Below are 25,678 nucleotides of genomic sequence, written 5' to 3' on the forward strand. Positions count from 1 at the left end.
GCTACGGCGCCACCTTTCCGTTCGCGACCGCCGTCGGCGCCGGATCGGTCGTGCCCACGTCCAGCATGGTCGCCTCGACCGCCGGGTTGATCACATCGGTGACCGGCTTCGGATAGAAGCCGAGCAGCAACAGCAGGAGCACCAGCGGCGCGACGACGACCTTCTCGCGCCAGGTGATGTCCCGCCGCATCTCGGGGACCTCCTCCAGCGCCGGGTTCAACGTGCCCTGGGTCGTGCGCTGCACCATCCAGAGCACGTACGCGGCGGCCAGGATGATGCCGGCCGTGGCGATGACCGCGTAGACCTTGTGCGTGGTGAAGGTGCCGATCAGCACCAGGAACTCGCTGATGAACGGCGCGGTGCCGGGCAGGGCCAGGGAGGCGAGGCCGGCGAAGAACAGCACGCCGGCGAGCACCGGGACCAGCTTGCCGGCGCCGCCGAAGTCGCTGACCAGGGCGGAGCCGCGGCGCGCCACGAACATGCCGACGACCAGGAAGAGCAGGCCGGTCGCGAGGCCGTGGTTGACCATGTAGAGCACCGAGCCGGTGCCCGCCTGGGTGGTGAAGGCGAAGATGCCGATGCCGATGAACCCGAAGTGGGCGATCGACGTGTACGACACCAGCCGCTTGAGGTCGTTCTGCCCGACCGCCAGCAGCGCCGCGTAGATGATGCCGATGACGCCCAGCACCAGCGCCGCCGGGGCGAACCAGCGCGCGGCCTCCGGGAAGAGCGGCAGGCAGTAGCGCAGGATGCCGAAGGTGCCGACCTTGTCGAGCACGCCGACGAGCAGCGCCGCCGCGGGCGCCGGGGCGGCCCCACCGGCGTCCGGCAGCCAGGTGTGGAACGGGAAGAACGGCGCCTTGACCGCGAACGCGATGAAGAAGCCGAGGAACAGCCACCGGGCGGTGTTCGTCTCGAACGCCGCGGAGGCCCCCTTGAGGGTCGCCCAGTCGAAGGTGTGCCCGCCGACCACCCAGAGGCCGACCACCGCGGCCAGCATGAACAGGCCGCCGACCAGCGAGTAGAGGAAGAACTTCACCGCGGCGTACTGGCGGCGCTGGCCGCCGTACGAGCCGATGATGAAGTACATCGGCACGAGCATGACCTCGAAGAACACGTAGAAGAGGAACACGTCGGCGGCCGCGAAGACGCCGATCATCGTGCATTCGAGGGCGAGCAGCAGGGCGAAGTACGTCGGCACCGACCGCTGGCTCTCGTCGACGTCGTGCCAGGACGCCAGGATGACCAGCGGCACGAGCACCGCGATGAGCACCAGCATCACCAGCGCGATGCCGTCGGCGGCGAAGGTGAACCGCGCGTCCCAGGTGGGGATCCACTGGTAGGACTCGCGGAACTGGAAGCGGTCGCCGTCGACCTGGAACGCCACCCACATGCCGATGCTCAGCGCGAGCACCACCAGCGACCACACCAGGGCGACGATCTTGGCGAGACCGCCGTTGCGGCGCGGGAGGAAGGCCACCACTGCCGCGCCCACCAGGGGGAGCAACGTCAGGATGGACAGGAACGGGAAGTCCTTCATTACGCCAACCACCCCAGCTGGATCGCGAGGAACGCGCCGACGACCAGCACGGCGCCGGTGAGCATGGACAACGCGTACGAGCGGACGAAACCGGTCTGCAGCCGGCGCAGGCGCCCCGAGCTGCCGCCGACGGCCGCCGCCAGGCCGTTCACCGCGCCGTCGATGCCCTTGTTGTCCAGGTAGACCAGGGCGCGGGTGAGGTAGATGCCGGGCCGTTCGAAGACCGCCTCGTTGAACGCGTCGGTGTAGAGGTTGCGCCGGGCCGCCCGCACCAGCGCGCCGGCCGGCTGCTCCTGCGGGGCGGTGCCGTTGCGGAACAGCATCCAGGCCAGCCCGGCGCCGGCCAGCGTGACGGCGATCGACAGGATCGTGATCGCCGTGTGGCCCAGGACCCCGTGCGGCTCGGCCTGCTCCTGGCCGAAGACCGGCTCGAGCCAGGTCGGCACCGAGGTGGACATGAGCCAGCCGGCGCCGATCGAGCCGAGCGCCAGCAGCATCAGCGGCACCGTCATGATCAACGGCGACTCGTGCGGCTCGTGGATGTCCTCGGTCCACCGCTTGGGGCCGTGGAAGGTGAGCACGAACAGCCGGGTCATGTAGAACGCGGTGAGACCGGCGCCGAGCAGCGCGGCCGTGCCGTAGAGCCAGGACGTCCAGTCCCCGCGCGCGAACGCCGCCACGATGATCGGCTCCTTGGAGAAGAAGCCGGACAGCGGCGGGATGCCGATGATGGCGAGCCAGCCCGTGGCGAACGTCAGCCAGGTCCACTTCATGTACTTGCTCAGGCCACCGAAGCGCCGGATGTCGACCTGGTCGTGCATGCCGTGCATGACCGAGCCGGCCCCGAGGAACATGTTGGCCTTGAAGAAGCCGTGCGCGAGCAGGTGGACGATGGCCAGCGCGTACGCCGCCCCGCCGAGCCCGACGCCGAGGAACATGTAGCCGATCTGGCTGACCGTGGACCAGGCGAGGACCCGCTTGATGTCGTCCTTGGCGGCGCCGATGATGCAGCCCATCAGCAGGGTGATCGCGCCGACGGTGACCACGATCGTCTGGAGCGTGGCGTTCGCGGTGAAGATCGCGTGCGAGCGGGCGATCAGGTAGACGCCGGCGGTGACCATCGTCGCCGCGTGGATCAGGGCGGAGACCGGGGTCGGGCCCTCCATGGCGTCGGGGAGCCAGGCCTGCAGCGGGAACTGGCCGGACTTACCCGCGGCGCCGAGCAGCAGCAGGATGCCCATGAGCAGCACCGTGCCGCCGGACAGCGCGGACACCCCGCTGAAGACCTTGTCGTACTGGGTCGTGCCCAGCGTCGCGAACATCATGAAGATGCCGATGGCCAGGCCGGCGTCGCCGACCCGGTTCATCAGGAACGCCTTCTTGCCGGCGGTGGCCGCCGACGGCCGGTTGTACCAGAACGAGATCAGCAGGTACGACGCGAGACCCACGCCCTCCCAGCCGAAGTAGAGCATCACGTAGTTGTTGCCGAGGACCAGCAGCAGCATGGCCGCGACGAAGAGGTTGAAGTACGCGAAGAACTTGCGACGCCCGGGGTCGTGCTCCATGTAGCCGACGGCGTACACGTGGATGAGCGATCCGACGCCGGTGATCAGCAGCACGAAGACGCCGGACAGCGGGTCGAACAGCAGCCCGAAGTCGACTTCCAGCTTGCCGACGACGATGAAGTCCCAGAGGCTCAGCTGGGCCGAGCGGTGCTCGGGATCCAGCCCGCGCAGCTGGAAGAACATCGAAAGGCCGAGGACGAAGGTCGCCGCGACCGCCAGCACGCCGAGCCAGTGGCCCCACTTGTCCGACCTCTTGCCGAGCAGCAGGAGGACGGCCGCGCTGGCGAGCGGAATGGCGACAAGCAGCCAGATTCCGCTCAGAAGCCCCGTGGCGTGGGCGTACTCCACTGTCTGTTCCACGTGAAGGCCCCTTTAGTACTTGAGGAGGTTGGCGTCGTCGACGCTCGCCGAGCGCCGGGTACGGAAGATCGACATGATGATGGCGAGCCCCACCACGACCTCGGCCGCCGCGACCACCATCACGAAGAACGAGATGATCTGGCCGTCCAGGCTGCCGTTGATCCGGCTGAAGGTCACCAGCGCGAGGTTCGCCGCGTTCAGCATCAGCTCGATGCACATGAACAGGACGATCGCGTTGCGGCGTACCAGCACTCCGGCGGCGCCGATGGTGAACAGGATCGCCGCGAGTACGAGGTAGTAGTCAGGAGTCACTTCTCAGTCCCCTTGGGTGCGGCCTCACGCTCGGTCAGCTCGCGCACGGGCAGGATCGGCGAGAGGGTGCGCTCCGAGTCGTTGCCGTCCGGCAGCTTGCCCGCGACGGCGACCGACATGGTGTTGGCGTAGACGCCCGGACCCGCCTTCGGACCGGGGTAGTTGCCCGGCCGGAACCGCTCCTTCATCCGGGTCACCTGGTCGACCTTCTCCAGCGAGGCGCGCTCCACGTGGGCGAGCACCATCGCGCCGACCGCGGCCGTGATCAGCAGCGCGGACGTGACCTCGAAGGCGAAGACGTACTTGGTGAACAGCAGCCGCGCGATGCCCTGCACGTTGCCGACGGCGTTCGCCTCGGCCAGCCCCACCACCTCGCTGGCGCCGAGCGAGCGGGCGAGGCCGGTCGCGATCAGCGCACCGAACCCGGCGCCCAGCAGGATCGCCGCGATCCGCTGGCCGCGCAGCGTCTCGATGAGCGAGTCGGAGGCGTCCCGGCCGACGAGCATGAGCACGAAGAGGAACAGCATCATGATCGCGCCGGTGTAGACGATGATCTGCACCGCGCCGAGGAACGGCGCGGCGTTGACCACGTAGAGGAAGCCCAGGCACAGCATCGTCAGCACGAGCCACAGTGCGGAGTGCACCGCGTTGCGCGCGAGCACCATGCCCAGCCCGCCGATGACGGCCAGCGAGCCCAGGATCCAGAAGCCCCAGGCCTCGGCGGTGGAGACCTGCGCGGCGGCGTCGGCCGCGAGCGCCATCATCGGGTCACCTCCGCGGGCTGGTCGCCGGCGTTCTCGCGGCGCAGGGTGCCGGCCGTCTCCGGCCGGCCGCCCGCGGTGCCCGCGGTGGCGGCGTCCTGCGTGCCGGTCTCCGACCAGGGAGCCCGTTCGGCGCCGGCCGACGTGCCCGGGTTGGTGAGCGCGCCCACGTAGTAGTCCTTGTCGGTGTCGCCGAGGCGCATCGGGTGCGGCGGCTGCTCCATGCCCGGCAGCAGCGGCGCCAGCAGCTCCTTCTTGGTGAAGATGAGGTCCTGGCGGCTGTCGCGGGCCAGCTCGTACTCGTTGCTCATGGTCAGCGAGCGGGTCGGGCAGGCCTCGATGCACAGCCCGCAGAAGATGCAGCGGGCGTAGTTGATCTGGTAGATGCTGGCGTACCGCTCACCGGGCGAGAAGCGCATCTCCTCGGTGTTGTCGCCACCCTCGACGTAGATCGCGTCCGCCGGGCAGGCCCAGGCGCACAGCTCGCAGCCGATGCACTTCTCCAGGCCGTCCGGGTGCCGGTTGAGGATGTGCCGCCCGTGGTAGCGCGGGGCCGGCTTCGGCGGCGAGAACGGATAGTCGGTCGTGATGACCTTGCGGAACATGTGCGCGAAGGTCACCCCGAAGCCCTTGAACGAGCCCGTGAACGTTCCCACGTCACACCTCCTTGTCTGACGTGTCGTCCGGGCCGGGGTTCGTGCCGCCGACCGTGGCCGGCTGGCGTTCGGCGACCGCGCGCCGGGCGCGCGGGCTGGGCGGGACCTGCAGGTCCATCGGCGGGACCGGGAAGCTGCCCGGCGGCCGCGCCGCGAGCTGCTCCTCGATCGAGTACTCCCGCGGCTTCTTGCTCGCCGGCCAGAGCAGTGCGATGCCGAGCACCACCACCGCCGCGACGAGGTAGACCAGCCAGCGGGCGCCGCCGTCGACCCGGTCGTTGGTGACCCGCACGCCGGCGAGGAAGAGGATCCACACCAGGTTGACCGGGATCAGCACCTTCCAGCCGAAGCGCATGAACTGGTCGTAACGCATCCGGGGGAGCGTGGCCCGCAGCCAGATGAAGCCGAAGAGCAGGATCAGCACCTTGCCGAGCCACCACACCATCGGCCACCAGCCGGAGTTGGCGCCCTCCCAGAAGGTGGTGATCGGTGCCGGGGCGCGCCAGCCGCCGAGGAACAGCGTGGTGGCGAACGCCGAGACGGTGATCATGTTGATGTACTCGGCCAGGAAGAAGAGCGCGAACTTGAACGACGAGTACTCGGTGTGGAAGCCGCCGACCAGCTCGGACTCCGCCTCGGGCAGGTCGAAGGGCGCCCGGTTGGTCTCACCCACCGCGGCGATGCAGTAGATGATGAAGCTGGGGAGCAGCAGGACCGCGTACCAGCTCGGCGCGGTCGGGTTCCAGCCGAGGATGTCGACGGTCGACTCGCCGTTGCCCGCCTGCGCCTTGACGATCTGCGAGGTGGACATCGTGCCGGCGGTCATGAAGACGGCCACGATGGACAGGCCCATGGCGACCTCGTACGAGATCATCTGGGCGCTGGACCGCAGGCCGCCGAGGAGCGGGTAGGTCGAGCCGGACGCCCACCCGGCGAGCACCACGCCGTAGACGCTCATCGAGGAGCAGGCGAGCAGCACCAGCACCGAGACCGGCACGTCGGTGAGCTGCAGCGCGGTCTTGTGCCCGAAGATCGACACGACCGGTCCGAACGGGATCACCGAGAACGCGGTGAAGGCGCAGGTCGCCGAGATCACCGGAGCGATGAAGTAGACCACCTTGTCGGCGGTCTTCGGGATGATCTCCTCCTTGAACGGCAGCTTGATGCCGTCCGTGAGGCTCTGCAACCAGCCCTTGGGCCCGACCTGGTTGGGGCCGGGCCGGACCGCCATCCGGGCCACGACCTTGCGCTCGTAGTTGATCGTGAAGAGCGTCAGCAGCAGCAGGATGACGAAGACGCCCAGCAGCTTGATGAGCGTGATCCACCAGACGTCGTTCTCGAACGTCTGGAGCGTCGGATCCTGCGCGGCCCCGAGAATCAGAGTGTTCATGGTTAGTTCACCCCTTGGGCGAGGACCGGGCCCGGCTTGCCGGCGCTGAGCCGGACCACCGCTCCCGAGGTGACGCCGAGGCTGCGGCGCAGCGTCGAGCCCGGCGAGTTCGTGGGCAGCCACACCACCTGCGGGGGCAGGTCCGTGATCGCGGCCGGCAGCGTGATCGCACCCCGGTCGGTGGCGACCGTGACGGCGTCGCCGTCGGCCACGCCGAGCGACCCGGCGAGGTCCTTGCCGAGGCGCACCAGCGGGGTCCGAGCGGTGCCGGCCAGCACCTCGTCGCCGTCGAGCAGCGTGCCGAGGTCGATCAGGTGGTGCCAGGTGGCGAGGACCGCCTCGCCGTCGGCGGGCCGCGGCGTCTCGCCCGCGGTGACCGCGGGCAGCGCCGGGCGCTCCGAGCGGCTCGCCGGCATGGATCCCAGCTCGCGCCGGATCGCGGCGACGTCGCCCGTCCCCAGCGTGACATCCATCAGCGCGGCGATGGCCTCCAGCACCCGGCCGTCGGTCATCGCGCCGGTCGGCAGCACCGTGCCGAACGTGCGCAGACGCCCCTCCCAGTCCATGAAGGTGCCGGACTTCTCGGCGGCCGGCGCGACCGGCAGCACCACGTCGGCGCGCCGGGTGACGGCGCTCTGCCGCAGCTCGACGCTGACCAGGAACGGCACCGCGTCCAGGGCCTGTTCGGCCAGGCGGGGGTCCGCGAGGTCGGCCGGGTCCACGCCGGCGACCAGCAGGGCGCCGAGCGTGCCGTCCGCCGCCGCGGCGACGATCGCGTCCGTGTCGCGGCCGACCGTGCCGGGCAGCGCGCCGGACTCGACGTCCCAGGCGGTGGCGAGCTCGGCCCGGGCCGCCGCGTCGGTGACCGGGCGGCCGCCGGGCAGCAGGTTGGGCAGGCAGCCGGCGTCGACGGCGCCGCGGTCACCCGCGCGCCGCGGCACCCAGGCCAGCCGGGCACCGGTGCGCGCGGCCAGCGCCGCCGCGGCGGAGAAGCCGCCGGGCACGCTCGCCAGCCGCTCCCCCACGATCAGCAGGGAGCCGGGCGACGCCAGCGCGGCGGCCACCGTGGCGTCGCTGCCGAGCAGCCGCGCCTCGTCGCCGGGCACGGCGGTGACCAGCGTCGCGCCGAGCTTCTGCAAGCCCCGGCTCAGGAACGGCGCGACGGCCGTGACCCGCAGCTTCTTCTTCCCGTGACCCTTGCGCAGGCGGAGGAAGAGGATCGGGCACTCCTCCTCGGGTTCCAGGGCGACGATGACCGCCGACGGCGCGTTCTCGACGTCGGAGTAGGTGACGTCGGTGACGCCGGCGACCGAGGCGGCCAGGAAGTCGGCCTCCTCCGCGGACAGCGGGCGCGCCCGGAAGTCGATGTCGTTGGTCCCCAGCGCCACCCGGGCGAACTTCGCGTAGGCGTACGCGTCCTCGACCGTGAGCCGGCCGCCGGTGAGCACACCGACGCCCCGTCCCTTGGCGGCGGACAGGCCCTCGGCCGCGGCCAGCAGCGCCTCGGACCAGGAGGCCTCGCGGAGCTCGCCGGTGGCGGCGTCGCGCACCAGCGGGGTGGTGATCCGGTCGTAGCCGGTGGTGTAGCGGAAGCCCCACCGGCCCTTGTCGCAGTTCCACTCCTCGTTGACCGCCGGGTCGTCGCCGGCCAGGCGGCGCAGCACCTTGCCGCGGCGGTGGTCGGCCCGCATGGCGCAGCCCGCCGCGCAGTGCTCGCACGTCGTCGGCGTGGAGACCAGGTCGAACGGGCGGGCCCGGAACCGGTACTGCTCGCCGGTGAGCGCGCCGACCGGGCAGATCTGGATGGTGTTGCCGGAGAAGTACGAGTTGAAGGCGACGTCGCCCTCGCCCTCGCCGACCTGCCCGTCGCCGGTGCCCCGGCCGCCGAAGAAGTCGTCCCGGTAGACGTTGATCTGCTCGCCCGAGGAGCGGTCCATCAGGTCGATGAACTTGTCCCCGGCGATCTCCTCGGAGAACCGGGTGCAGCGCTGGCAGAGGATGCACCGCTCGCGGTCCAGCAGCACCTGGCTGGAGATGTGGATCGGCTTCTCGTACTCGCGCTTGTGCTCGTGGAACCGCGAGTCCGACCGGCCGTTGGTCATCGCCTGGTTCTGCAGCGGGCACTCGCCGCCCTTGTCGCAGGTCGGGCAGTCGAGCGGGTGGTTGGCGAGCAGCAGCTCCATCACGCCGCCCTGCGCCTTGGCGGCGACCGGCGAGGTGAGCTGGGTCTTGACCACCATGCCCTCGGCGACCGTCTGGGTGCAGGAGGCGACCGGCTTGCGCTGGCCCTCCACCTCGACCAGGCACTGCCGGCAGGCGCCGGCCGGGGCCAGCAGCGGGTGGTCGCAGAACCGCGGGATCGCGATGCCCATCCGCTCGGCGACCCGGATGACCAGCTCGCCCTTGGCCGCGGTCACCTCGACCCCGTCGACGGTGAGCGTGACCTCGTCCGCTTTCTTGGCTACGTCGGTCATCAGTGCGCTCCTACCAGGGCCTTGGCGGACAGCCGCGGGGCGGTCCGGCCCTCGATGTAGTCCAGGTAGTCCTGGCGGAAGTACTTCAGCGTGGACATGACCGGGGTGGCCGCACCGTCGCCCAGGCCGCAGAACGAGCGGCCGAAGATGTTGTCCGCGGTGTCCTGCAGGGTGTCCAGGTCCTGGTAGGTGCCTTCGCCGGAGAGGATCCGGCGGTACGTGCGCACCATCCAGTAGTTGCCCTCGCGGCACGGCGTGCACTTGCCGCAGGACTCGTGGTGGTAGAACTCCAGCCAGCGCCAGGTGGCGTACACCGGGCAGTCCTGGTCGGAGAAGATCTGCATGGCCGTCGTGCCCAGGATCGAGCCCGCGGCCGCCACGCCCTCGAAGTCCATCGCGGTGTCGATGTGCTCGGCCGTGAGCAGCGGGGTCGAGGAGCCGCCCGGCGTCCAGAACTTCAGCTTGTGGCCGGGCTTCATGCCCCCCGCCAGCTCGATCAGCTCGCGCAGGGTGATGCCGAGGCCGCACTCGTACTGTCCCGGGTTGGCGATCCGGCCGGAGAGCGAGTAGATCATCGGCCCGGACGACTTCTCCGTGCCCATGCTCTTCCACCAGTCGGCCCCGCCCAACACGATGTACGGCACGCTGGCGATGGTCCCGACGTTGTTGACCACGGTCGGGCTGGCGTAGAGGCCGGCGACCGCGGGGAACGGCGGGCGCAGCCGGGGCTGGCCGCGGAAGCCCTCGAGCGAGTCGAGCAGCGCCGTCTCCTCGCCGCAGATGTACGCGCCCGCGCCGCTGTGCACGACCAGGTCCAGGTCGAACCCGGAGCCGAGGATGTTCTCGCCGAGGTAGCCCTTGGCGTACGCCTCGTTGACCGCGTGCCGCAGCCGGCGGGCGGCGTGCACGGCCTCGCCGCGGATGTAGATGTACGCCCGGCTGGCGCGGATCGCGTAGGCGGCGATGATCGCGCCCTCGATCAGCGAGTGCGGGTCGTACGTCATCAGCGGGAGGTCCTTGCAGGTGCCGGGCTCCCCCTCGTCGGCATTGATGACGAGGTAGTGCGGCTTGCCGTCGCCCTGCGGGATGAAGCCCCACTTGAGACCGGTCGGGAAGCCCGCGCCGCCCCGGCCGCGCAGGCCGGAGTCCTTGACGAGCTGGATCAGGTCGTCGGGGTGCACGTCCAGCGCCTTGCGGACCGCGGCGTACCCGTCGAGCCGCTCGTACGTCTCGATCTTCCAGGCGTCCGGCGAGAGCCAGCGCTTGGTCAGGACGGGGGTGAGCTTCTGGAGCACCTCAGGCCGTGGCTGGGTCACTTCTTCTCCTTGGTGCCGCGCTTGCCGTCACCGGCGGGCTTGCCGTCACCGGCCGGGGCGTTGCCCGCCGGACCCGCCTGTGCCGCCTCGACCTTCGCGGGGTCCGGCGTGGGCGTGGACGCGTCCGGGTTGCGCACCTCCGCGGTGCGTACCTCCGGGTCCTTGACGTCGCCGGCCTCGACCGGCGCGCCGGCCTTGCGATGCTCGACCACGTGCTCGGCCTTGTCGACGACGGCGGCCGCGGCGGACTTGACCGCCTCCGCCGCCTTCTTCGCCACGCTCGCGAGCTTGCCCTCGGGCTTCGCCGCCGGCGCGCCCGCCGGCGCCGGGTCCTTGACGGCCCTGGCGGACTCGTCACGGGCCGGCTTGGTGGTCGCGATCGGAGTGTCGATGTTGAAGTTCGGCACCGCCACGCCGTGTTGCTGGGCCAGGGTCACGCCGCGCAACGTCGGCGCGCCCGCGGGACCGTCGGCCACCGCGCCCTCGCGCTCGTCGGCGAAGCCGGCGAGCTGGAGCTGCATCTCCTTGAGCGAGCAGATCCGTGCGCCGCGGCTCGGGGTGGGTCGCTCGCCGTTGCGCAGCTTCTCCACCATGCCGACCGCCGCCTCGGGTGTGGCCTGGTCGATCGTGAAGTCGTAGTTGACCGTCACGACCGGCGCGTAGTCGCACGCCGCGAGGCACTCGGCGTGTTCGAGGGTGATCTTGCCGTCGGCCGTGGTCTCGTCGTGGCCGACGCCGAGGTGCTCGGTCAGGCCGTCGTAGATCTCCTGGCCGCCCAGCATGTTGCACAGCGTGTTGGTGCAGACGCTGACCAGGTATTCACCGGTCGGGCGGCGCTTGTACATGGTGTAGAACGTGGCCACCGCGCCGACCTGGGCCTTGTTGATGCCCAGGACCTCGGCGCAGAAGGCGACGCCGTCGGGGCTGACGTGCCCCTCGACGGTCTGCACCAGGTGCAGCAGCGGCAGCAGCGCGGAGCGCTCGCGGCCCGCCGGGTAGCGCGCGATGATCTCGCGCGCCTGTCCCAGCAACCTTTCCGCTAGCGGGGCTGCGGCTGGGGAGAAGTCCACCGTGGTATCGGACATTTAGCGGTCACACCCACCCATCACGGGGTCCAGGGAGGCGCCGCCGGCGATCACGTCGGCCAGCAGGGCGCCCTCGGCCATCGCGGGGATGGCCTGGAGGTTCACGAAGCTCGGGTCGCGGTAGTGCACCCGGTACGGATGCGTGCCGCCGTCGGAGACCGCGTGCACGCCCAACTCGCCCCGCGGGTGCTCGATGGCGACGTAGACCTGGCCCGGGGGCACCCGGAAACCCTCGGTCACGAGCTTGAAGTGGTGGATCAACGACTCCATCGACTGACCCATGATCTTGGCGACGTGCTCCAGCGAGTTGCCGAGGCCGTCGACGCCGAGCGCGAGCTGCGACGGCCAGGCGATCTTCTTGTCCTCGACGTAGATCGGGCCCGGGCGCAGCCGGTCGAGCGCCTGCTCGATGATCTTCAGCGACTCGCGGATCTCCGCGACCCGGACCAGGTAGCGGCCCCACACGTCGCCCGTCGTCGCGGTCGGGACGTCGAACTCGTAGGTCTCGTACCCGCAGTACGGCATGGTCTTGCGCAGATCCCAGGCGAGACCGGCCGAGCGCAGCACCGGGCCCGTGATCCCCAGCGACAGGCACCCGGTCACGTCCAGCACGGCCACGCCCTTGGTGCGCTCCTGCCAGATGATCTGGCCGGAGAGCATGTCCTCGTACTCCTTGAGCTTCTTGGGCAGGTACACCAGGAACTCGCGGATCTTCTTGACCGCCGACTCGGGCAGGTCCTGAGCGAGGCCGCCCGGGCGGATGTAGCCGTTGTTCATCCGCAGGCCGGAGGTCTCCTCGAAGATGTCGAGGATGTACTCCCGCTCCCGGAAGCCGTAGAGCATCATCGAGATCGCGCCGAGCTCCATGCCCGTGGTGGCCAGCCACACCAGGTGCGAGGCGATCCGCTGGAGCTCCATGAACATGACCCGGATCGTGTTCGTCCGCTCGGTGATCTGGTCGCTGATGCCGAGCAGCTTCTCCACCGCGAGGCAGTATCCGGCCTCGTTGAACATGTTGGACAGGTAGTCCATGCGGGTCACGAAGGTGACGCCCTGGGTCCAGTTGCGGTATTCGAGGTTCTTCTCGATGCCGGTGTGCAGGTAACCGATGACCGGCCGGGCCTCGGTGACCGTCTCGCCTTCGAGTTCGAGCACCAGCCGCAGCACACCGTGCGTCGACGGGTGCTGCGGACCCATGTTGACGACGATCTTCTCGTTGCTGAGCGGATCGATGCTGTCGGTGACGGTGTTCCAGTCGCCGCCCGTGACCGTGAAGACGCGGCCCTCGCTGGTCTCTCGTTCGGTGGCGTATCCGGACTGTGTCATTGGTAGACCCTCCGTTGGTCAGGAGGCGGAATCTCGGCGCCCTTGTACTCGACGGGAACGCCGCCGAGCGGATAGTCCTTGCGCTGCGGGTGCCCCTCCCAGTCGTCCGGCATGAGGATCCGGGTCAGGTTGGGGTGGCCGTCGAAGACGACGCCGAACATGTCGTAGATCTCCCGCTCCTGCCAGTCGGCGGTCGGGTAGACGGCGGTGACGCTGGGCAGGGCCTGACCCTCGGCGACGGCGGCCTCCAGGCGCACCCGGCGCCGGTAGGTCATGGACGTCAGCTGGTAGGCCACGTGGAAGCGGCGCTCGTCGCTGCCCAGGTAGTCCACACCGTCGACGGACGAGCAGAGCTCGAACCGCAGCGACTCGTCATCGCGCATGATCTTGCAGACCTCGGCGATCCGCTCCGGCGCGATGTGCAGCGTGAGCTCGCCGCGGTCCACCACGACCTTCTCGATCGCGTCGGAGAAGGCGGGGTAAGCCTCTTCGAGCGCGTCGTGGACCTCGTCGAAGTACCCACCGAACGGCCGCTGGCTGTCTGCGGTGGTCGGACGCCGCCGGGCGAGGCCGCCGAAACCGGAGACGTCGCCGGTGCCCTTGACGCCGAACATGCCCTTGTCGGGGCTCGGCGGGGTCTGCGCCGGGGCGTCGAGGTTCGCGCCGGTCGGCTGGGTCGCCGGTACGCCGCCGTCGGACGACGGGGACGAGGGGTGCGTGGTCACTTGCCACCTTCCCGGAGGTGCGGCTGAAGCTTCATCCAGTTCTCGATGCGGAGCTGCTCCTCGCGGCCTTCCTTGACGGCCTGGGTCCACTCGGCGCGCCGCGCCTTGTCCACCCGGTACGAAGAGGGCATCGCGCCGGGGGCCACGACGGGCACGTCGCCGCGCTGCTTGCGGGCTTCGAGCATCTTGCGGCCGTTCGGGCCGAGGGGCTGGGCCATGACCTTCTCGCGCATCTTGAGGATCGCGTCGATGAGCATCTCCGGCCGTGGCGGGCAGCCGGGCAGGTAGATGTCGACCGGGACGATGTGGTCGACGCCCTGGACGATCGCGTAGTTGTTGAACATGCCGCCGGACGAGGCGCACACGCCCATCGAGATCACCGAGCGGGGCTCCGGCATCTGGTCGTAGATCTGCCGGACCACGGGGGCCATCTTCTGGCTGACCCGGCCCGCGACGATCATCAGGTCGGCCTGGCGGGGCGAGGCCCGGAAGACCTCCATGCCCCAGCGGCCCAGGTCGTAGTGCGGGCCGCCGGCGGCCATCATCTCGATGGCGCAGCAGGCGAGGCCGAACGTGGCGCCCCAGAAGGACGACTTGCGGGCCCAGTTCGAAAGCTTCTCGACCGAGGTCAGCAGGATGCCGCTGGGGAGTTTCTCTTCGATTCCCATAGTCAGTCCCAGTTGAGGCCGCCACGCCGCCACACGTACGTGTAGGCGATGAAGACGGTGACGATGAAGAGGACCATCTCGATGAAGCCGAACAGGCCGAGCGCCTCGAAGGACACGGCCCACGGGTACAGGAAGATGGTCTCGATGTCGAAGACGATGAAGAGCATCGCGGTCAGGTAGAACTTGACCGGGAAGCGGCCACCGCCGATGGGCTGGGGCGCCGGCTCGATGCCGCACTCGTACGCGTCCAGCTTGGCGCGGTTGTAGCGCTTGGGGCCCACGATCGGGGCGATCGACACCGAGAACAGGGCGAAGAGCGCACCGAGGACCAGTAGTCCGACGATCGGTACGTAAGGATTGAGCGTCATGCCTTCTCCTGCTCGACTGTTAGCCGCTTCACACTATTAATGCGCATTCGCCGGGCCTCGACCGGGGTGTCCCGAATACTCATACCGCAGGTGCAACCTTCGTCAGACCGTTGATGATGCGGTCCATCGCGTCTCCGTCCCGCGGATCCGTCAGATTGGCGAGCAGCTTGAGCACGAAGCGCATCAGGGTCGGATGCGGCATGCCGTGCTTGGTCGCGATCCGCATGATCTGCGGGTTGCCGATGAGCTTCACGAACACCCCGCCCAGCCGGTAGTACCCCCCGAAACGGGTCTTCAACTCGGCCGGGTACGCCCGCAGGGCCCGCTCGCGGTCGGGGCCGGCGGCGCGGGCGAGCGCCTGGACGGCGACCTCGGCGGCCAGTTCGCCGGACTCCATCGCGTACGCGATGCCCTCGCCGTTCATGGGGTTGACCATGCCGCCCGAGTCGCCGACCAGCATCATGCCCCGCGTGTAGTGCGGCACCCGGTTGAAGCCCATGGGCAGGGCGGCGCCGAGGATCGGCCCGTCGGCGTTCTCCTCGCCGCGCATCCCCCAGTCCTCCGGGGTCGTGCCGAGCCAGTCGGTGAGCATCGCCCGGTAGTTCGTCTTGCCGAACGCGCTGGACGAGTTGAGGATGCCGAGGCCGACATTGACCCGGCCGTCGCCGAGGCCGAAGATCCAGCCGTAGCCGGGCAGCAGCCGGTCGCGGTCCTGGGCGCTGCGCAGCTCCAGCCACGACTCCAGATAGTCGTCGTCGGCGCGGACCGGCGAGTGGTAGTAGCGCCGGACGGCGACGCCGATCGGCCGGTCGTCGCGTTTGGCGAGGCCCATCGCGAGCGGCAGCTTGCCGGACACGCCGTCCGCCGCGATCACCAGCGGGGCGCGAAACTGAACGGGCTCCTTGGCGGGCCCGGACCTGGCCTCCACACCGATGGCGCGGCCGTCGGCGTCCAGCACCGGACCGGTGACCGTGACGCCGGTGCGCAGCAGGGCACCGGCCTCGACGGCCCGCTGCGCCAGCATGTCGTCGAAGTCGAGCCGGGTGCGCACCAGCCCGTAGTTGGGGAAGCTGGCGAGGTCCGGCCAGTCGAGTTCGAGGCGCACGCCGCCGCCGATCACCCGCAGCCCCCGGTTGTGCAACCAGCCGGCCTTCTCGGACGTGTCGACGCCCATGCGCACGAGCTGCCGCACCGCCCGCGGAGTGAGGCCGTCGCCACAAACCTTCTCCCGCGGGAACTGGGTCTTTTCGAGCAGCAGTACCCTCAACCCGTGCCTGGCCATGTGGTAGGCCGCCGCGGATCCACCCGGCCCGGCCCCGACCACGATCACGTCCGCCTCGTCGGCGACGCTCCCGTTCACGGCTCACCTCCGTCTCGCGCGGGCTCGTGAAATGGTTCACAAGCCAGCCCAGTCCGGAGTCTAGGACGGGCATTGAAGCGGATTAGGGTTAGGGAACCCTAACTATTTGCCGGCGAGGGAAAATCCGCCGAACTTTCGCTGCCCGCCGCACGGAGCGCCCGGTCCGCGACCTCTCGCGTAACCCCGTCCAGGTATTCCCGAAACGTACCGCCCAGGACCCGGTCCAGTTGCACGATCAGCTCATCCACCAGCCGCTGCGCCTGCCCGGGATCCCGGGCGGCCACCACCCGGATGCGGTGCGCCAGCTCCAGGGCCCGCCGCTCACCCTCGTCCCGGTCGTCGATCGCGACGTCGATGTCCGAGTCGTCGACGAAGAGGTCGATAGTCGTCATAGGCCGAGCTAACACCCACGACAGGGTGAAATCGGGCGAACGACGGTTTTTAGCCCATCCCAGGTTTTCCGCTACCGCCTAGCTTTTGGTGGCTCGGTGCAGCGCGACGATGCCGCCGCTGAGATTGCGCCAGGCGACCCGGTCCCACGGGCCGGCCCCGGCGATGCGGGCCGCCAGCGCCGCCTGGTCCGGCCAGGCCCGGATCGACTCGGCGAGATACACGTACGCGTCGGGGTTGCTGGAGACCCCGCGCGCCACCGCCGGGAGGCTGCGCATCAGGTACGACATGTAGACCGTACGGAAGGCGGCGTTCGTCGGGCTGCTGAACTCGCACACCACCAGGCGGCCGCCCGGCCGCACGACCCTCGCCAGCTCGCGCAGCGCCGCGTCGGTGTCGACGACGTTGCGCAGGGCGAAGGAGATGGTGACGGCGTCGAAGGCCTCGTCGGCGAACGGCAGCCGCAGCGCGTCCCCGGCGACCAGCGGAACGCCCGGGCGCACCCGGCGCCCCGCCCGCAGCATGCCGGTCGAGAGGTCGGCACCGACCGCGAAGGCCCCCGAACGGCTCAGCTCCTCGGTCGACACGCCGGTGCCGGCGCCGACGTCCAGCACCCGTTCCCCCGGCCGCAGGCCGAGCGCGGCACGGGTCGCCCGGCGCCAGCCGCGGTCCTGGCCGAAGGAGAGCACGGTGTTGGTGAGGTCGTACCGCTCGGCCACGCCGTCGAACATCTCGGCGACCTCGTGGGGCTGCTTGTCCAGGTCTGCGCGCGTCACGCTTGCCTACTCTGCCGCATCCGGCGGCACACAGAGCGGGCGGGATGGTCGCCCATCCCGCCCGCTCCTTGTGCGTTATATATACGACCGCCATCGGTCGGGTCCGAACCCACCGCCGGCGGTCAGATGCCTCGGCGACGCTTGGGTGTTGCTGGTGCTACCGGGTGTTACGCAAGGCACCGTAACCAGCGCGAACGCCGTCGGCACAGAGACACGCGGAGCTCGTTACCGAGGAGCAATCCGCACCTCTCCGGTCCACTGACCCGCACCTGACCGATCGGCCGACCGGGCCTGCCGTACGGCCCATCGACACCCCTCAACACCCGGCGGTCAGCCGGCGTCGACCAGCGGGAGGTTCTTGCGGCCGCCCTCGGGCATCGCGATGGACGAGTAGTGCGAGACGACCCGCTCGTCGGTGGGGTCGTCCGCCTCCGTGCGGTGCACGGCCAGGTGGCGGTAGAGGGTGTCGCGCTGGGCGGGGATGCGGCCCGCCGTACGGATCATCCAGATCAGCTCGTGCAGGTTCGACCGGTGCCGGGCACCCGCCGAGGAGATGACGTTCTCCTCGAGCATGATGGAGCCGAGGTCGTCGACGCCGAGGTGCAGCGACAGCTGGCCGACGTCCTTGCCCGTGGTCAGCCACGAGGCCTGCAGGTGCGCGATGTTGTCGAAGAAGAGCCGGGACACCGCGATGAACCTCAGGTATTCCATCGTGGTCGCCTGGGTGCGGCCCTTGAGGTGGTTGTTCTCCGGCTGGTACGTCCACGGGATGAACGCCCGGAACCCGCCCACGCCGCCGGCCGCCTCGACCGGCGAGTCCACGTACCCGTTGGCGACGGCCAGGTCCTGCACCTCGCGGATCATCCGGATGTGCTCGATGCGCTCGGCGTTGGTCTCGCCCGTACCCATCATCATGGTCGCGGTGGAGCTCAGCCCGTTGCGGTGGGCGACCGCCATGACCTCCAGCCAGCGCGCGCCGGACTCCTTGAGCGGGGCGATCGCCGTGCGCGGTCGCTCGGGCAGCATCTCCGCCCCGGCGCCGGCGATCGAGTCCAGCCCCGCCGCCTTGATCCGCACGACGGCCTCCTCGATGGAGACGCCGGAGACCTTCGCCATGTGCAGGATCTCGCTCGGCCCGATGGAGTGGATGGCGAGCTGCGGGTAGGCCGCCTTGACCGAGGCGAAGAGGTTCTCGTAGTACTCGACGCCGTAGTCGGGGTGGTGCCCGCCCTGCAACATCACCTGGGTCGCGCCGAGCTCGACCGCCTCGCCGCACCGGTGCAGGATCTCCTCCATCGGGTGCGACCAGCCCTCCTTGTGCTTCGGCGCCCGGTAGAAGGCGCAGAACTTGCACGCGGTGACGCAGACGTTGGTGTAGTTGATGTTGCGATCGATCAGGTACGTGACGATGCCGTCGGGGAAGCGCCGCCGCCGGACGGCGTCCGCCGCCTCGCCCAGGGCATGGAAGGGCGCGTCGGTGTAGAGCAGCAGGGCCTCGTCGGGCGTGATCCGCCCGCCGTCGGCACCCCGCTGCAGAATGCTGTCGATCTCCGCGTTCACCGTCACGCCTCGAAGACTACGTCCCCCCGCAATCCGGAGTCAGCGGCGAGGGTCACTGCTTGGATTCGATGAGCGCCGCCAGTCCGTCGAGCACCCGGGCCAGCCCGAAGGCATAGGCGTGCTCGGCGTTGAAGGCCGCGCCCAGCTCGGCCCCCGCCGCCTCACCCACCTGCACGGCGAGCGGGTAGCGATGGCGGTCGAACACCTTCTCCAGCAGCGGGCCGCTCTCCTCCCACCACTGCGCGTCGGTCTGATCGGTACGCTCGGCGACCGCCCGTGCCTCGGCCGCGGCCCGGGCCGAGTGCTGCACGAATCCCAGCAGGAAGGTCAGCGCCGAGTCGGTCTCCACCTCGCTGAGCCCGGACCCGTGGAAGGCGCCGAGCTCGTGCTCGTACTTCGCCATGAGGCCCGGTCCGAGCGGGGGCCGGCTCGCCGAGATCTCCGCGGCCCACGGATGGTCGTCGTAGAGCCGCCGGTTCTCCGCCGCCACCGCCAAGACCCGCTCGCGCCAGCCCGCCGCTTCCTCCCGCGCACGCGGCATCCGCAGGTAGAGCGCGTCCAGCATGAGATCAAGAAGGGCCGCTTTGTCGGGTACGTAGGTGTAGAGCGTCATCGGCACCACGCCGAGCTCCTGGGCGACCCGCCGCATGCTGACCGCGCCGAGCCCCTCGGCGTCGGCGAGCGCGATGGCCGCGTCGACGACCTGGGGCAGCGACAGCCCCTTCCGGCGCCCGCGCCGGCTCTGCGGCTCCTCGAACCACAGCAGGTCGATCGTGCGTCGCGCCTCCGCCACGGAGTGGCACCCCTTTCTTGTACGTTGTATCTTATACGGTGTCCAGAAAACGCGGGCCGCCGGGAGGCACCATGCGCATCTCTTCGTCCGCCGTCGCACTCACCGTCGACGACGTCCCCGCCTCCAGCCAGTTTCTCGCCACCCACTTCGGCTTCACCGAGCGGATGTCCGCCGACGGCTTCGCCTCCCTCGGCCGCGACGACGCCGCGATGGACGTGATCTTCCTGCGTCGCGGCCTGGAGGTCCTGCCCGAGGAGCTGCGGGACCGCCGCGCCGGCGGCACGATCGTCGCGTTCGTGGTCGACGACCTCGCGGCCGAGCACGAGCGCCTCCGGGCCGAGGGCGCGCCGATCACCCTGCAGCCGAGGGAGGAGCCCTGGGGCGAGCGGCTGTTCATGGTCACGGATCCGAACGGCATCGTCTACGAGCTGGTCGAGTGGACCACGCCGTGAGCCCCGGACGCCTCGGTCGATAATCTCGACGGGGTCGATCGGAATCGGAGTCGCAGTGCTCGTCGTACATGGCGTCTGGGTCGCCGGTGAATCCGCGCCGGGGCGGCTGGCCCTCTGGGCGGAGGATCCCACCCTCCCTCTGACCGCAAGCTCCCGCGCACGCCGCCGGCCGCATCCGTTCGCCGCTTCCGCGGCGGCCCTGGCGGCGGCGCTGGCCGGCTCCTCCGACGACGTCCGCGACGCCCTCGCCAAGGCCGGCGAGTCCGTGGTGGCCCTGCGGCTGCCCGGCACGTCCAAGGGTCCGCTGCCCTCACCGGAGACCGGCAGCGAGGCGCCGCCCCGGGGGCTGCGCCTCGCGCTCTGGGAGACCCCGGCGCTGGTGTTGCCGGGCGAGCAGGCCCTCACCGCGCTCGGCGCGCTCACCGAGCCCGATCCCGATGCACCGTGGACGGCGGCCGCGTCTCTGCGCTACCTCTGCCTGCTCGCCGGGCAGGCCTGCGACCTCGCCCGCCGCGGCCGCATGCTGCCCCAGCTCGCGGTCGAGGCGGGTGTGCCCGCCGCTCGCTGGCGGCCGGTGCTGACCGGCGCCGACGCCGCGGCCTTCCGGGAGTTCGCGGAGGCGATGCCCCCGGTCTGCCGCGCCTCGGCGCCGCCGGGGGCGGAGGCGGGTGCGGCGCGCACCCTCCGGGACGCGCTCGATGCCCTGCTCGACGCCGCGGCGCGCACGCTGTTGCCCGAGAGACTGCTGCTCGGGGCCCGGCCCGGGCTCAAGGCTCCGCTTGCCGACCGGTGGATCGCCGCCCTCACCGCGCCCGACGCCACGCTGCCCGGAGCCGGTGCCGCCGACGCGGCCGAGCTGAGCCGCCCGCTGGAGGCGTGGCTCCGCGCCGCACACGACGCGAACGGGCCGGTCCGCGTCAGCTTCCGGCTGGTCGAGCCGGCGCCGGGCGAGGACGACTGGGCGCTCGGGTTCGCCCTGCAGTCGGCCGACGATCCCAGCCTCTATCTGCCCGCGGAGGAGCTGTGGTCCGGCGGCCGCATGCCGGGCCTGGCCGGCCGGGCCGACGAGACCCTGCTCGCCGGCCTGGGCCGCGCGGTCCGGCTCTTCCCCGCGCTGCACGAGGCGCTGCTCGAGGCGCAGCCGCAGGGCATGACGCTCAGCACGACGGAGGCACACGAGTTCCTCCGGCAGGCCGCGCCGCTGCTGCAGGCGGCCGGCTTCGGCGTGCAGCTGCCGGCCTGGGCCGGGCGCAAGGCGGTGGGGCTCAAGCTGACCACCCGCACCAAGAGCACGTCACCGAAGGGGCGGGGCGCCGCCGACTCCGGGTTCGGGCTCGACGAGCTGGTCGACTTCCGGATCGACCTGGTCATCGGGGAGGGCACGGTCAGCGCCGAGGAGGTGGCCGAGCTGGCCCGGCTGAAGGTTCCGCTCGTGCGGGTGCGCGGCCAGTGGGTCGAGCTCGACGAGCGGCAGCTCAAGGCGGCGCTGAAGGCGGTGAGCCGCCGGCGCGAGGGCGAGCTGACCGTCGGCGAGGTGCTCCAGCAGGTGGCCGACGGGGGCGACGAGGATCTGCCGCTCGTCGACGTGGACGCCGACGGACGGCTCGGCGACCTCATCTCCGGGGATGCGGCCCAGCGGCTGACGCCGATTCGCACGCCCGCGGATTTCCAGGGAGTGCTGCGGCCATATCAGGAGCGCGGCCTGTCCTGGCTGTTCTTCCTGGCGCGGCTGGGGCTCGGCGGCATCCTGGCGGACGACATGGGCCTGGGCAAGACCGCCCAGACCCTGTCGTTGCTGCTGACCGAGCGAGCCGAGGGACCCGCTCCCGCGCCGACGCTGCTCATCTGTCCGATGTCACTGGTGAGCAACTGGCAGAAGGAAGCGGCACGCTTCGCCCCCCGGCTGCGGGTGCAGGTGCATCATGGCGGCACGCGGAAGCGCGATGACGAGTTCCTGGCCGCGGTACGCGAGGCGGACGTCGTCATCACGACATACGGCACGGCCCTGCGCGACCTCGGCGCCCTGCGCTCTGTCCATTGGGGACGGGTGGTGTGCGACGAGGCCCAAGCCATCAAGAACAGCGGCACCCGCCAGGCGCAGGCGGTGCGCGCGATTCCGGCACGCACGCGGCTCGCCCTGACCGGAACCCCGGTGGAGAACCATCTCGCCGAGCTATGGTCCATCATGGAGTTTGCGAATCCCGGGCTGCTCGGGCCGGCGAAACGCTTCCGTAAGCGATTCCAGGAGCCGATCGAGGTGCGCGGTGACGCCGACGCCACCGCGGCACTCAAGCGAGCGACCGGCCCCTTCGTGCTGCGCCGCCTCAAGACCGACAAGTCGATCATCTCCGACCTGCCGGAGAAGAACGAGATGAAGGTCTGGTGCACCCTCACCGCCGAGCAGGCCACGCTCTACCAGGCCGTGGTCGAGGACATGATGGCGGTGATCGAGGGCAGCGAGGGGATCCAGCGGCGCGGCAACGTGATCGCCGCGATGACCAAGCTGAAGCAGGTGTGCAACCACCCCGCCCATCTCCTCAAGGACGGCTCCCGGCTGCCGGGCCGGTCCGGCAAGCTCGCCCGCCTCGAGGAGCTGACCGAGGAGATCGTCGACGAGGGCGACAAGGCGCTCGTCTTCACGCAGTATGCCGAGTTCGGCGCGATGCTCCAGCCGTACCTGGCCGCCCATCTCGACCGGCCGGTGCTGTGGCTCCACGGTGGACTGTCGAAGACGAAGCGGGACGAGCTGGTCGAGCGGTTCCAGTCGGATGCGGAGCCGATGCTGTTCCTGCTCTCCCTGAAGGCGGCCGGCACGGGCCTCAACCTGACGGCCGCCAACCACGTCATCCACGTGGACCGGTGGTGGAACCCGGCGGTGGAGGACCAGGCCACCGACCGCGCGTTCCGCATCGGACAGTCGCGCAACGTGCAGGTGCGGAAGTTCATCTGCGCGGGAACGCTGGAGGAGAAGATCGACGCCATGATCGAGCGCAAGAAGGCGCTGGCCTCCACAGTGGTGGGCACGGGTGAGGACTGGGTCACCGACCTCTCCACCGATCAGCTCCGCGAGCTGTTCGCCCTCGACCCGGTGGCGGTGAGCTGACATGCCGGTGGATCCCGAGGGGCGCTGGTTCGACACGAGCGGGCCGATCCGCGTCGACGGTGGCATCGCCGTGCGCGCCAAGCGAGGCAAGATCGGCGAGCAATGGTGGTCCCGCCGCTTCGTCGACATCCTGGAACGCACCTGCGACTCCGGCCGCCTCGCCCGTGGGCGCTCGTACGCCCGCAAGGGCCAGGTCATCGACTTCGAGCTCACCCCGGGGGTGGTGGCCGGCCGCGTGCAAGGCTCCCGGCCCGACCCGTACCGGGTGACCATCACGATTCCCGCCTTCGGCGAGGCACAGTGGACGCTGGCCTTGCAGGCACTCGGCGCCCGGGCGCTCTATCGTGCCGCACTACTCGCGGGAGAGATGCCGCACGAGATCGTCGACCTCTTCGGCGAGATCGACATGCCGCTCTTTCCCTCCGCTCTGGACATGCGCTGCACCTGTCCCGACTGGGGCGTGCCCTGCAAGCACGTGTCGGCGATCCTCTACGTCCTGGCCGAGGCCTTCGACGACGACCCGTTCCTCGTCCTCGCGTGGCGCGGCCGCAACCGGGACGACGTCCTGGCCGCCCTCCGAGGCCTCCCCGAGCCGGCCGAGGGCACCGCCGACCCGCTCGCCGTCGACGAGACGCCGCTGGAAAGCCGCCTCACCGACTTCTACACGCCGGCCACATCCCTGAGCCGCCTCCGCGAACGGCCCGCCCGCCGCAGCGCACCCCCCGAACTCCTGCTCCGGGTCCTGGATCCCCCACCGATCCGGGTCCGCCACATACCCCTGACCGACGTGCTCCGCCCGGCCTACCGAGACCTGGCCGACCCGCCTGCTTAGAGATCAGTTCAGAAAGAACGGACGAGCTGTCCGCGTATGTCCGGCTAGCGGTTCGACGCTGAGATGCATGGCCGGCCGGATCCTGACCGACGAGCTGTGGGCACGGCTGGAGCCCTTGCTGCCGGCGCCGCCACCCCGCAGGTTCCGCTACCCGGGCCGCCGACGCACCGACTACCGGGCAGCGTTGGAGGGCATCCTGTTCGTGATGCGCACCGGCGTCGCGTTCAACGACCTGCCCACCGCGGCATTCGGGGCCTCCGGCGCTACCTGCTGGCGGCGGCTGACGGAGTGGCACGCCGCCGGCGTCTGGCAGCGGCTGCACGAGCGGCTGCTGACGGAGTGGCACGCCGCCGGCGTCTGGCAGCGGCTGCACGAGCGGCTGCTGGCCGAGTTGCGCGCCGCCGGCCGGCTCGACCTGGCCCATGCCGTGGTCGGCTCCTCCCATCTCCGGGCGCTGAAAGGGGGAACCACACCGGTCCCAGCCCAGTCGACCGGAGTCGGCCCGGCAGCAAGCATCACCTGATCACCGATGCCGCCGGCACGTCACCCAACTGCTGCCGCTGGTCGAGGCCATCCCGCCGATCCGCGGCCTGGTCGGCCGACCGCTGCGCCGCCCGCGGCGGGTCTACGCCGATCGCGGCTACGACCACGACAAGTACCGGCGGCTACTGCGCCAGCGCGGCATCACTCCGATCATCGCCCGGCGCAGCACCGCGCACGGCTCCGGGCTCGGCACCACACGCTGGGTCGTTGAACGCACCTTCGCCTGGCTCCACGCCTTCAAACGCCTCCGCTACGAACGCCGCGCCGACACCCACCAAGCCATGCTCAGCCTCGCCTGCTCCACATCTGCCTCCGTCGACTGCTGTCCCAGCTCTGAACTGTCTGCTACGACAGGCGGCTCAACAGCTCACCGAAGCGCGGCGTCAGCCGCTCGAAGTCGCCCGGTTCCAGGTAGTTGACATCAATAGGCGAGCCCTGCCGCAGTCCCTGCAACAGATCCTGAAGCCGCAGCTCGTTCGTGCGCTTGTTGGGCTTGCTGCGGCGCTCGAAGCTGCGCCAGCGGCGGATGGCCACATCGGCAAGCTGCCGAGCCGTCACCGGGTCCCACCCGAGCTCCTCAACAGCCGCATCACACAGCGCCTTACGCAAGCCCGGCACCTGCTCATCCCACGTCATCGCCCCAGCATGCCGGCATCCCAGGCTCGGACGCACCGGCAATTCCGCCTGGACGCCCACGCGCCACCTCATTCTGAACTGATCTCTTAGCCCGGGCACGGTCCGCCGGCCGCCGAGCGAATACTCGGTCGCCCGGCGAAGACCGCCGGCATACGATCCGTCCGGTGGAAGCCTCCGAGGAAAACCCGCAGCGCTTGGGGCTCGCGCCGTTCATCCGCGGTGACCGGTTGCGGCAACTACCGTCCAAGCGGACCCGACGTCACGCCGTGCTCGCCCATATCGTCGAGAACTCGTTCGAAGAGGCCGCGACCTACGACGAGGCCGCGGTGAACGCGATTCTGCAGCGCTGGTGCGAGGACAGCGGCGTGGACCACGTCGCGATGCGCCGATACCTGATCGACCATCAGCTGCTCTTCCGAACCGGCGGGGTCTATGCGCGCAGCCTCGACGTGCTGCCCTCCCCTGGCGACGCCGAGAGGTACATGAACGCCATCGGGCTGCACTGAGCCCGACGCCGGCCTGCCCGGTGAAGGCGCAGTCACGGTATGCCGGCCGGCATACCGTGGTCCGCGGTGGGCTGGACTGAGGGGCTCGAGCCCGCCCACCGGGACACAGTGCTCGGGTGTCCTCAATGGACATGCGTCCGGGCTCCGCCTGATGAGACGCGAAACCGGGACGCCGGCCACC

Annotated in this window: 23 protein-coding genes and 1 pseudogene; 5 read left to right on the forward strand and 19 right to left on the reverse strand. The window is 70.3% G+C overall.

Going from position 1 to position 25,678, the window contains the following annotated elements; genetic code table 11:
- Position 1 precedes the first annotated feature (1 nt).
- From IEY99_RS22750 to IEY99_RS22835, 18 genes are all read right to left on the reverse strand, one after another.
- Positions 2-1,540: an NADH-quinone oxidoreductase subunit M gene (locus IEY99_RS22750; RefSeq protein WP_189206054.1), complete on the reverse strand. Its 1,539-nt coding sequence runs from the start codon at positions 1,538-1,540 to the stop codon at positions 2-4.
- A complete protein-coding gene (nuoL, locus tag IEY99_RS22755) occupies positions 1,540-3,465 on the reverse strand; it encodes an NADH-quinone oxidoreductase subunit L (protein ID WP_189206055.1) in 1,926 nt (641 codons plus the stop codon). The genes IEY99_RS22750 and nuoL overlap by 1 nt, the downstream gene beginning before the upstream one ends.
- Before the next feature lie 12 nt (positions 3,466-3,477).
- Complete coding sequence (nuoK, locus tag IEY99_RS22760; RefSeq protein WP_015618499.1) at positions 3,478-3,777, reverse strand: NADH-quinone oxidoreductase subunit NuoK; 300 nt, start codon at positions 3,775-3,777, stop codon at positions 3,478-3,480.
- Entirely contained in the window at positions 3,774-4,541 is a 768-nt protein-coding gene (locus IEY99_RS22765) for an NADH-quinone oxidoreductase subunit J (RefSeq protein ID WP_189206056.1), read from the reverse strand. The genes nuoK and IEY99_RS22765 overlap by 4 nt, the downstream gene beginning before the upstream one ends.
- Positions 4,538-5,194 carry an NADH-quinone oxidoreductase subunit NuoI gene (gene nuoI / locus IEY99_RS22770; protein ID WP_189206057.1) on the reverse strand — a complete coding sequence of 219 codons (657 nt, stop codon included), beginning with the start codon at positions 5,192-5,194 and terminating at the stop codon, positions 4,538-4,540. The genes IEY99_RS22765 and nuoI overlap by 4 nt, the downstream gene beginning before the upstream one ends.
- A 1-nt stretch (position 5,195) precedes the next feature.
- A complete protein-coding gene (gene nuoH / locus IEY99_RS22775) occupies positions 5,196-6,584 on the reverse strand; it encodes an NADH-quinone oxidoreductase subunit NuoH (RefSeq protein WP_189206058.1) in 1,389 nt (462 codons plus the stop codon).
- Positions 6,585-6,586: 2 nt separating this feature from the next.
- On the reverse strand, positions 6,587-9,058 hold the full coding sequence (locus tag IEY99_RS22780; protein ID WP_189206059.1) for an NADH-quinone oxidoreductase subunit G: 2,472 nt from the start codon (positions 9,056-9,058) through the stop codon (positions 6,587-6,589).
- A complete protein-coding gene (nuoF, locus tag IEY99_RS22785; protein WP_189206060.1) occupies positions 9,058-10,374 on the reverse strand; it encodes an NADH-quinone oxidoreductase subunit NuoF in 1,317 nt (438 codons plus the stop codon). Before nuoF ends, IEY99_RS22780 begins: the two co-directional genes overlap by 1 nt.
- Positions 10,371-11,459, reverse strand: a complete 1,089-nt coding sequence (nuoE, locus tag IEY99_RS22790) for an NADH-quinone oxidoreductase subunit NuoE (RefSeq protein ID WP_189206061.1) — start codon at positions 11,457-11,459, stop codon at positions 10,371-10,373. Before nuoE ends, nuoF begins: the two co-directional genes overlap by 4 nt.
- Positions 11,460-12,785: an NADH-quinone oxidoreductase subunit D gene (locus IEY99_RS22795; RefSeq protein ID WP_189206062.1), complete on the reverse strand. Its 1,326-nt coding sequence runs from the start codon at positions 12,783-12,785 to the stop codon at positions 11,460-11,462.
- On the reverse strand, positions 12,782-13,510 hold the full coding sequence (locus tag IEY99_RS22800; protein WP_189206063.1) for an NADH-quinone oxidoreductase subunit C: 729 nt from the start codon (positions 13,508-13,510) through the stop codon (positions 12,782-12,784). The genes IEY99_RS22795 and IEY99_RS22800 overlap by 4 nt, the downstream gene beginning before the upstream one ends.
- Complete coding sequence (locus IEY99_RS22805) at positions 13,507-14,178, reverse strand: NuoB/complex I 20 kDa subunit family protein (protein WP_189206064.1); 672 nt, start codon at positions 14,176-14,178, stop codon at positions 13,507-13,509. Before IEY99_RS22805 ends, IEY99_RS22800 begins: the two co-directional genes overlap by 4 nt.
- A gap of 2 nt (positions 14,179-14,180) precedes the next feature.
- The gene (locus IEY99_RS22810; protein WP_189206065.1) at positions 14,181-14,546 is read right to left on the reverse strand and encodes an NADH-quinone oxidoreductase subunit A; all 366 of its coding nucleotides are present in this window, start codon (positions 14,544-14,546) and stop codon (positions 14,181-14,183) included.
- 79 nt (positions 14,547-14,625) lie between these two features.
- Positions 14,626-15,906 carry a geranylgeranyl reductase family protein gene (locus IEY99_RS22815; RefSeq protein WP_189206066.1) on the reverse strand — a complete coding sequence of 427 codons (1,281 nt, stop codon included), beginning with the start codon at positions 15,904-15,906 and terminating at the stop codon, positions 14,626-14,628.
- A 98-nt stretch (positions 15,907-16,004) separates the two neighbouring features.
- The gene (locus IEY99_RS22820) at positions 16,005-16,298 is read right to left on the reverse strand and encodes a hypothetical protein (RefSeq protein ID WP_189206067.1); all 294 of its coding nucleotides are present in this window, start codon (positions 16,296-16,298) and stop codon (positions 16,005-16,007) included.
- A 78-nt stretch (positions 16,299-16,376) separates the two neighbouring features.
- Positions 16,377-17,072: a demethylmenaquinone methyltransferase gene (locus tag IEY99_RS22825; RefSeq protein ID WP_189206068.1), complete on the reverse strand. Its 696-nt coding sequence runs from the start codon at positions 17,070-17,072 to the stop codon at positions 16,377-16,379.
- A gap of 330 nt (positions 17,073-17,402) precedes the next feature.
- Positions 17,403-18,638 (reverse strand): cyclic dehypoxanthinyl futalosine synthase, encoded by a 1,236-nt coding sequence (mqnC, locus tag IEY99_RS22830; RefSeq protein WP_189206069.1) that lies wholly within the window; start codon positions 18,636-18,638, stop codon positions 17,403-17,405.
- 46 nt (positions 18,639-18,684) lie between these two features.
- Positions 18,685-19,425: a TetR/AcrR family transcriptional regulator C-terminal domain-containing protein gene (locus IEY99_RS22835; protein ID WP_189206070.1), complete on the reverse strand. Its 741-nt coding sequence runs from the start codon at positions 19,423-19,425 to the stop codon at positions 18,685-18,687.
- Between the two features lie 71 nt (positions 19,426-19,496).
- Between IEY99_RS22835 and IEY99_RS22840 the strand changes: the two genes are divergently transcribed.
- The 4 genes and pseudogenes from IEY99_RS22840 to IEY99_RS22855 all read left to right on the forward strand — a co-directional run bounded on the left by IEY99_RS22840 (position 19,497) and on the right by IEY99_RS22855 (position 24,692).
- On the forward strand, positions 19,497-19,877 hold the full coding sequence (locus IEY99_RS22840; protein ID WP_189206071.1) for a VOC family protein: 381 nt from the start codon (positions 19,497-19,499) through the stop codon (positions 19,875-19,877).
- A 55-nt stretch (positions 19,878-19,932) separates the two neighbouring features.
- Positions 19,933-22,980 carry a DEAD/DEAH box helicase gene (locus IEY99_RS22845; protein WP_189206072.1) on the forward strand — a complete coding sequence of 1,016 codons (3,048 nt, stop codon included), beginning with the start codon at positions 19,933-19,935 and terminating at the stop codon, positions 22,978-22,980.
- 1 nt (position 22,981) lies between these two features.
- On the forward strand, positions 22,982-23,812 hold the full coding sequence (locus IEY99_RS22850) for an SWIM zinc finger family protein (protein ID WP_189206073.1): 831 nt from the start codon (positions 22,982-22,984) through the stop codon (positions 23,810-23,812).
- Between the two features lie 67 nt (positions 23,813-23,879).
- Positions 23,880-24,692: pseudogene (locus IEY99_RS22855) on the forward strand (IS5 family transposase).
- Positions 24,693-24,700: 8 nt separating this feature from the next.
- Here the strand turns inward: IEY99_RS22855 and IEY99_RS22860 are convergent.
- Entirely contained in the window at positions 24,701-24,991 is a 291-nt protein-coding gene (locus IEY99_RS22860) for a hypothetical protein (RefSeq protein ID WP_189206074.1), read from the reverse strand.
- Between the two features lie 164 nt (positions 24,992-25,155).
- On the opposite strand from IEY99_RS22860, the gene IEY99_RS22865 reads away from it, so the two are divergent.
- A complete protein-coding gene (locus IEY99_RS22865; RefSeq protein WP_229799111.1) occupies positions 25,156-25,497 on the forward strand; it encodes a DUF2087 domain-containing protein in 342 nt (113 codons plus the stop codon).
- Positions 25,498-25,678: the final 181 nt, after the last annotated feature.

The sequence above is a fragment of the Couchioplanes azureus genome (assembly GCF_014648355.1).
Lineage (GTDB): Bacteria > Actinomycetota > Actinomycetes > Mycobacteriales > Micromonosporaceae > Actinoplanes > Actinoplanes azureus.

What these genes read in the sequence shown, in the direction of transcription:
- IEY99_RS22860 (WP_189206074.1), bottom strand. Translation starts at nt 24,991, where the DNA reads ATGACGTGGGATGAGCAGGTGCCGGGCTTGCGTAAGGCGCTGTGTGAT.
- IEY99_RS22750 (WP_189206054.1), bottom strand. Translation starts at nt 1,540, where the DNA reads ATGAAGGACTTCCCGTTCCTGTCCATCCTGACGTTGCTCCCCCTGGTG.
- IEY99_RS22840 (WP_189206071.1), top strand. Translation starts at nt 19,497, where the DNA reads ATGCGCATCTCTTCGTCCGCCGTCGCACTCACCGTCGACGACGTCCCC.
- nuoE (WP_189206061.1), bottom strand. Translation starts at nt 11,459, where the DNA reads ATGTCCGATACCACGGTGGACTTCTCCCCAGCCGCAGCCCCGCTAGCG.
- IEY99_RS22805 (WP_189206064.1), bottom strand. Translation starts at nt 14,178, where the DNA reads ATGGGAATCGAAGAGAAACTCCCCAGCGGCATCCTGCTGACCTCGGTC.
- nuoH (WP_189206058.1), bottom strand. Translation starts at nt 6,584, where the DNA reads ATGAACACTCTGATTCTCGGGGCCGCGCAGGATCCGACGCTCCAGACG.
- IEY99_RS22795 (WP_189206062.1), bottom strand. Translation starts at nt 12,785, where the DNA reads ATGACACAGTCCGGATACGCCACCGAACGAGAGACCAGCGAGGGCCGC.
- IEY99_RS22850 (WP_189206073.1), top strand. Translation starts at nt 22,982, where the DNA reads ATGCCGGTGGATCCCGAGGGGCGCTGGTTCGACACGAGCGGGCCGATC.
- IEY99_RS22820 (WP_189206067.1), bottom strand. Translation starts at nt 16,298, where the DNA reads ATGACGACTATCGACCTCTTCGTCGACGACTCGGACATCGACGTCGCG.
- IEY99_RS22810 (WP_189206065.1), bottom strand. Translation starts at nt 14,546, where the DNA reads ATGACGCTCAATCCTTACGTACCGATCGTCGGACTACTGGTCCTCGGT.
- IEY99_RS22780 (WP_189206059.1), bottom strand. Translation starts at nt 9,058, where the DNA reads ATGACCGACGTAGCCAAGAAAGCGGACGAGGTCACGCTCACCGTCGAC.
- IEY99_RS22765 (WP_189206056.1), bottom strand. Translation starts at nt 4,541, where the DNA reads ATGATGGCGCTCGCGGCCGACGCCGCCGCGCAGGTCTCCACCGCCGAG.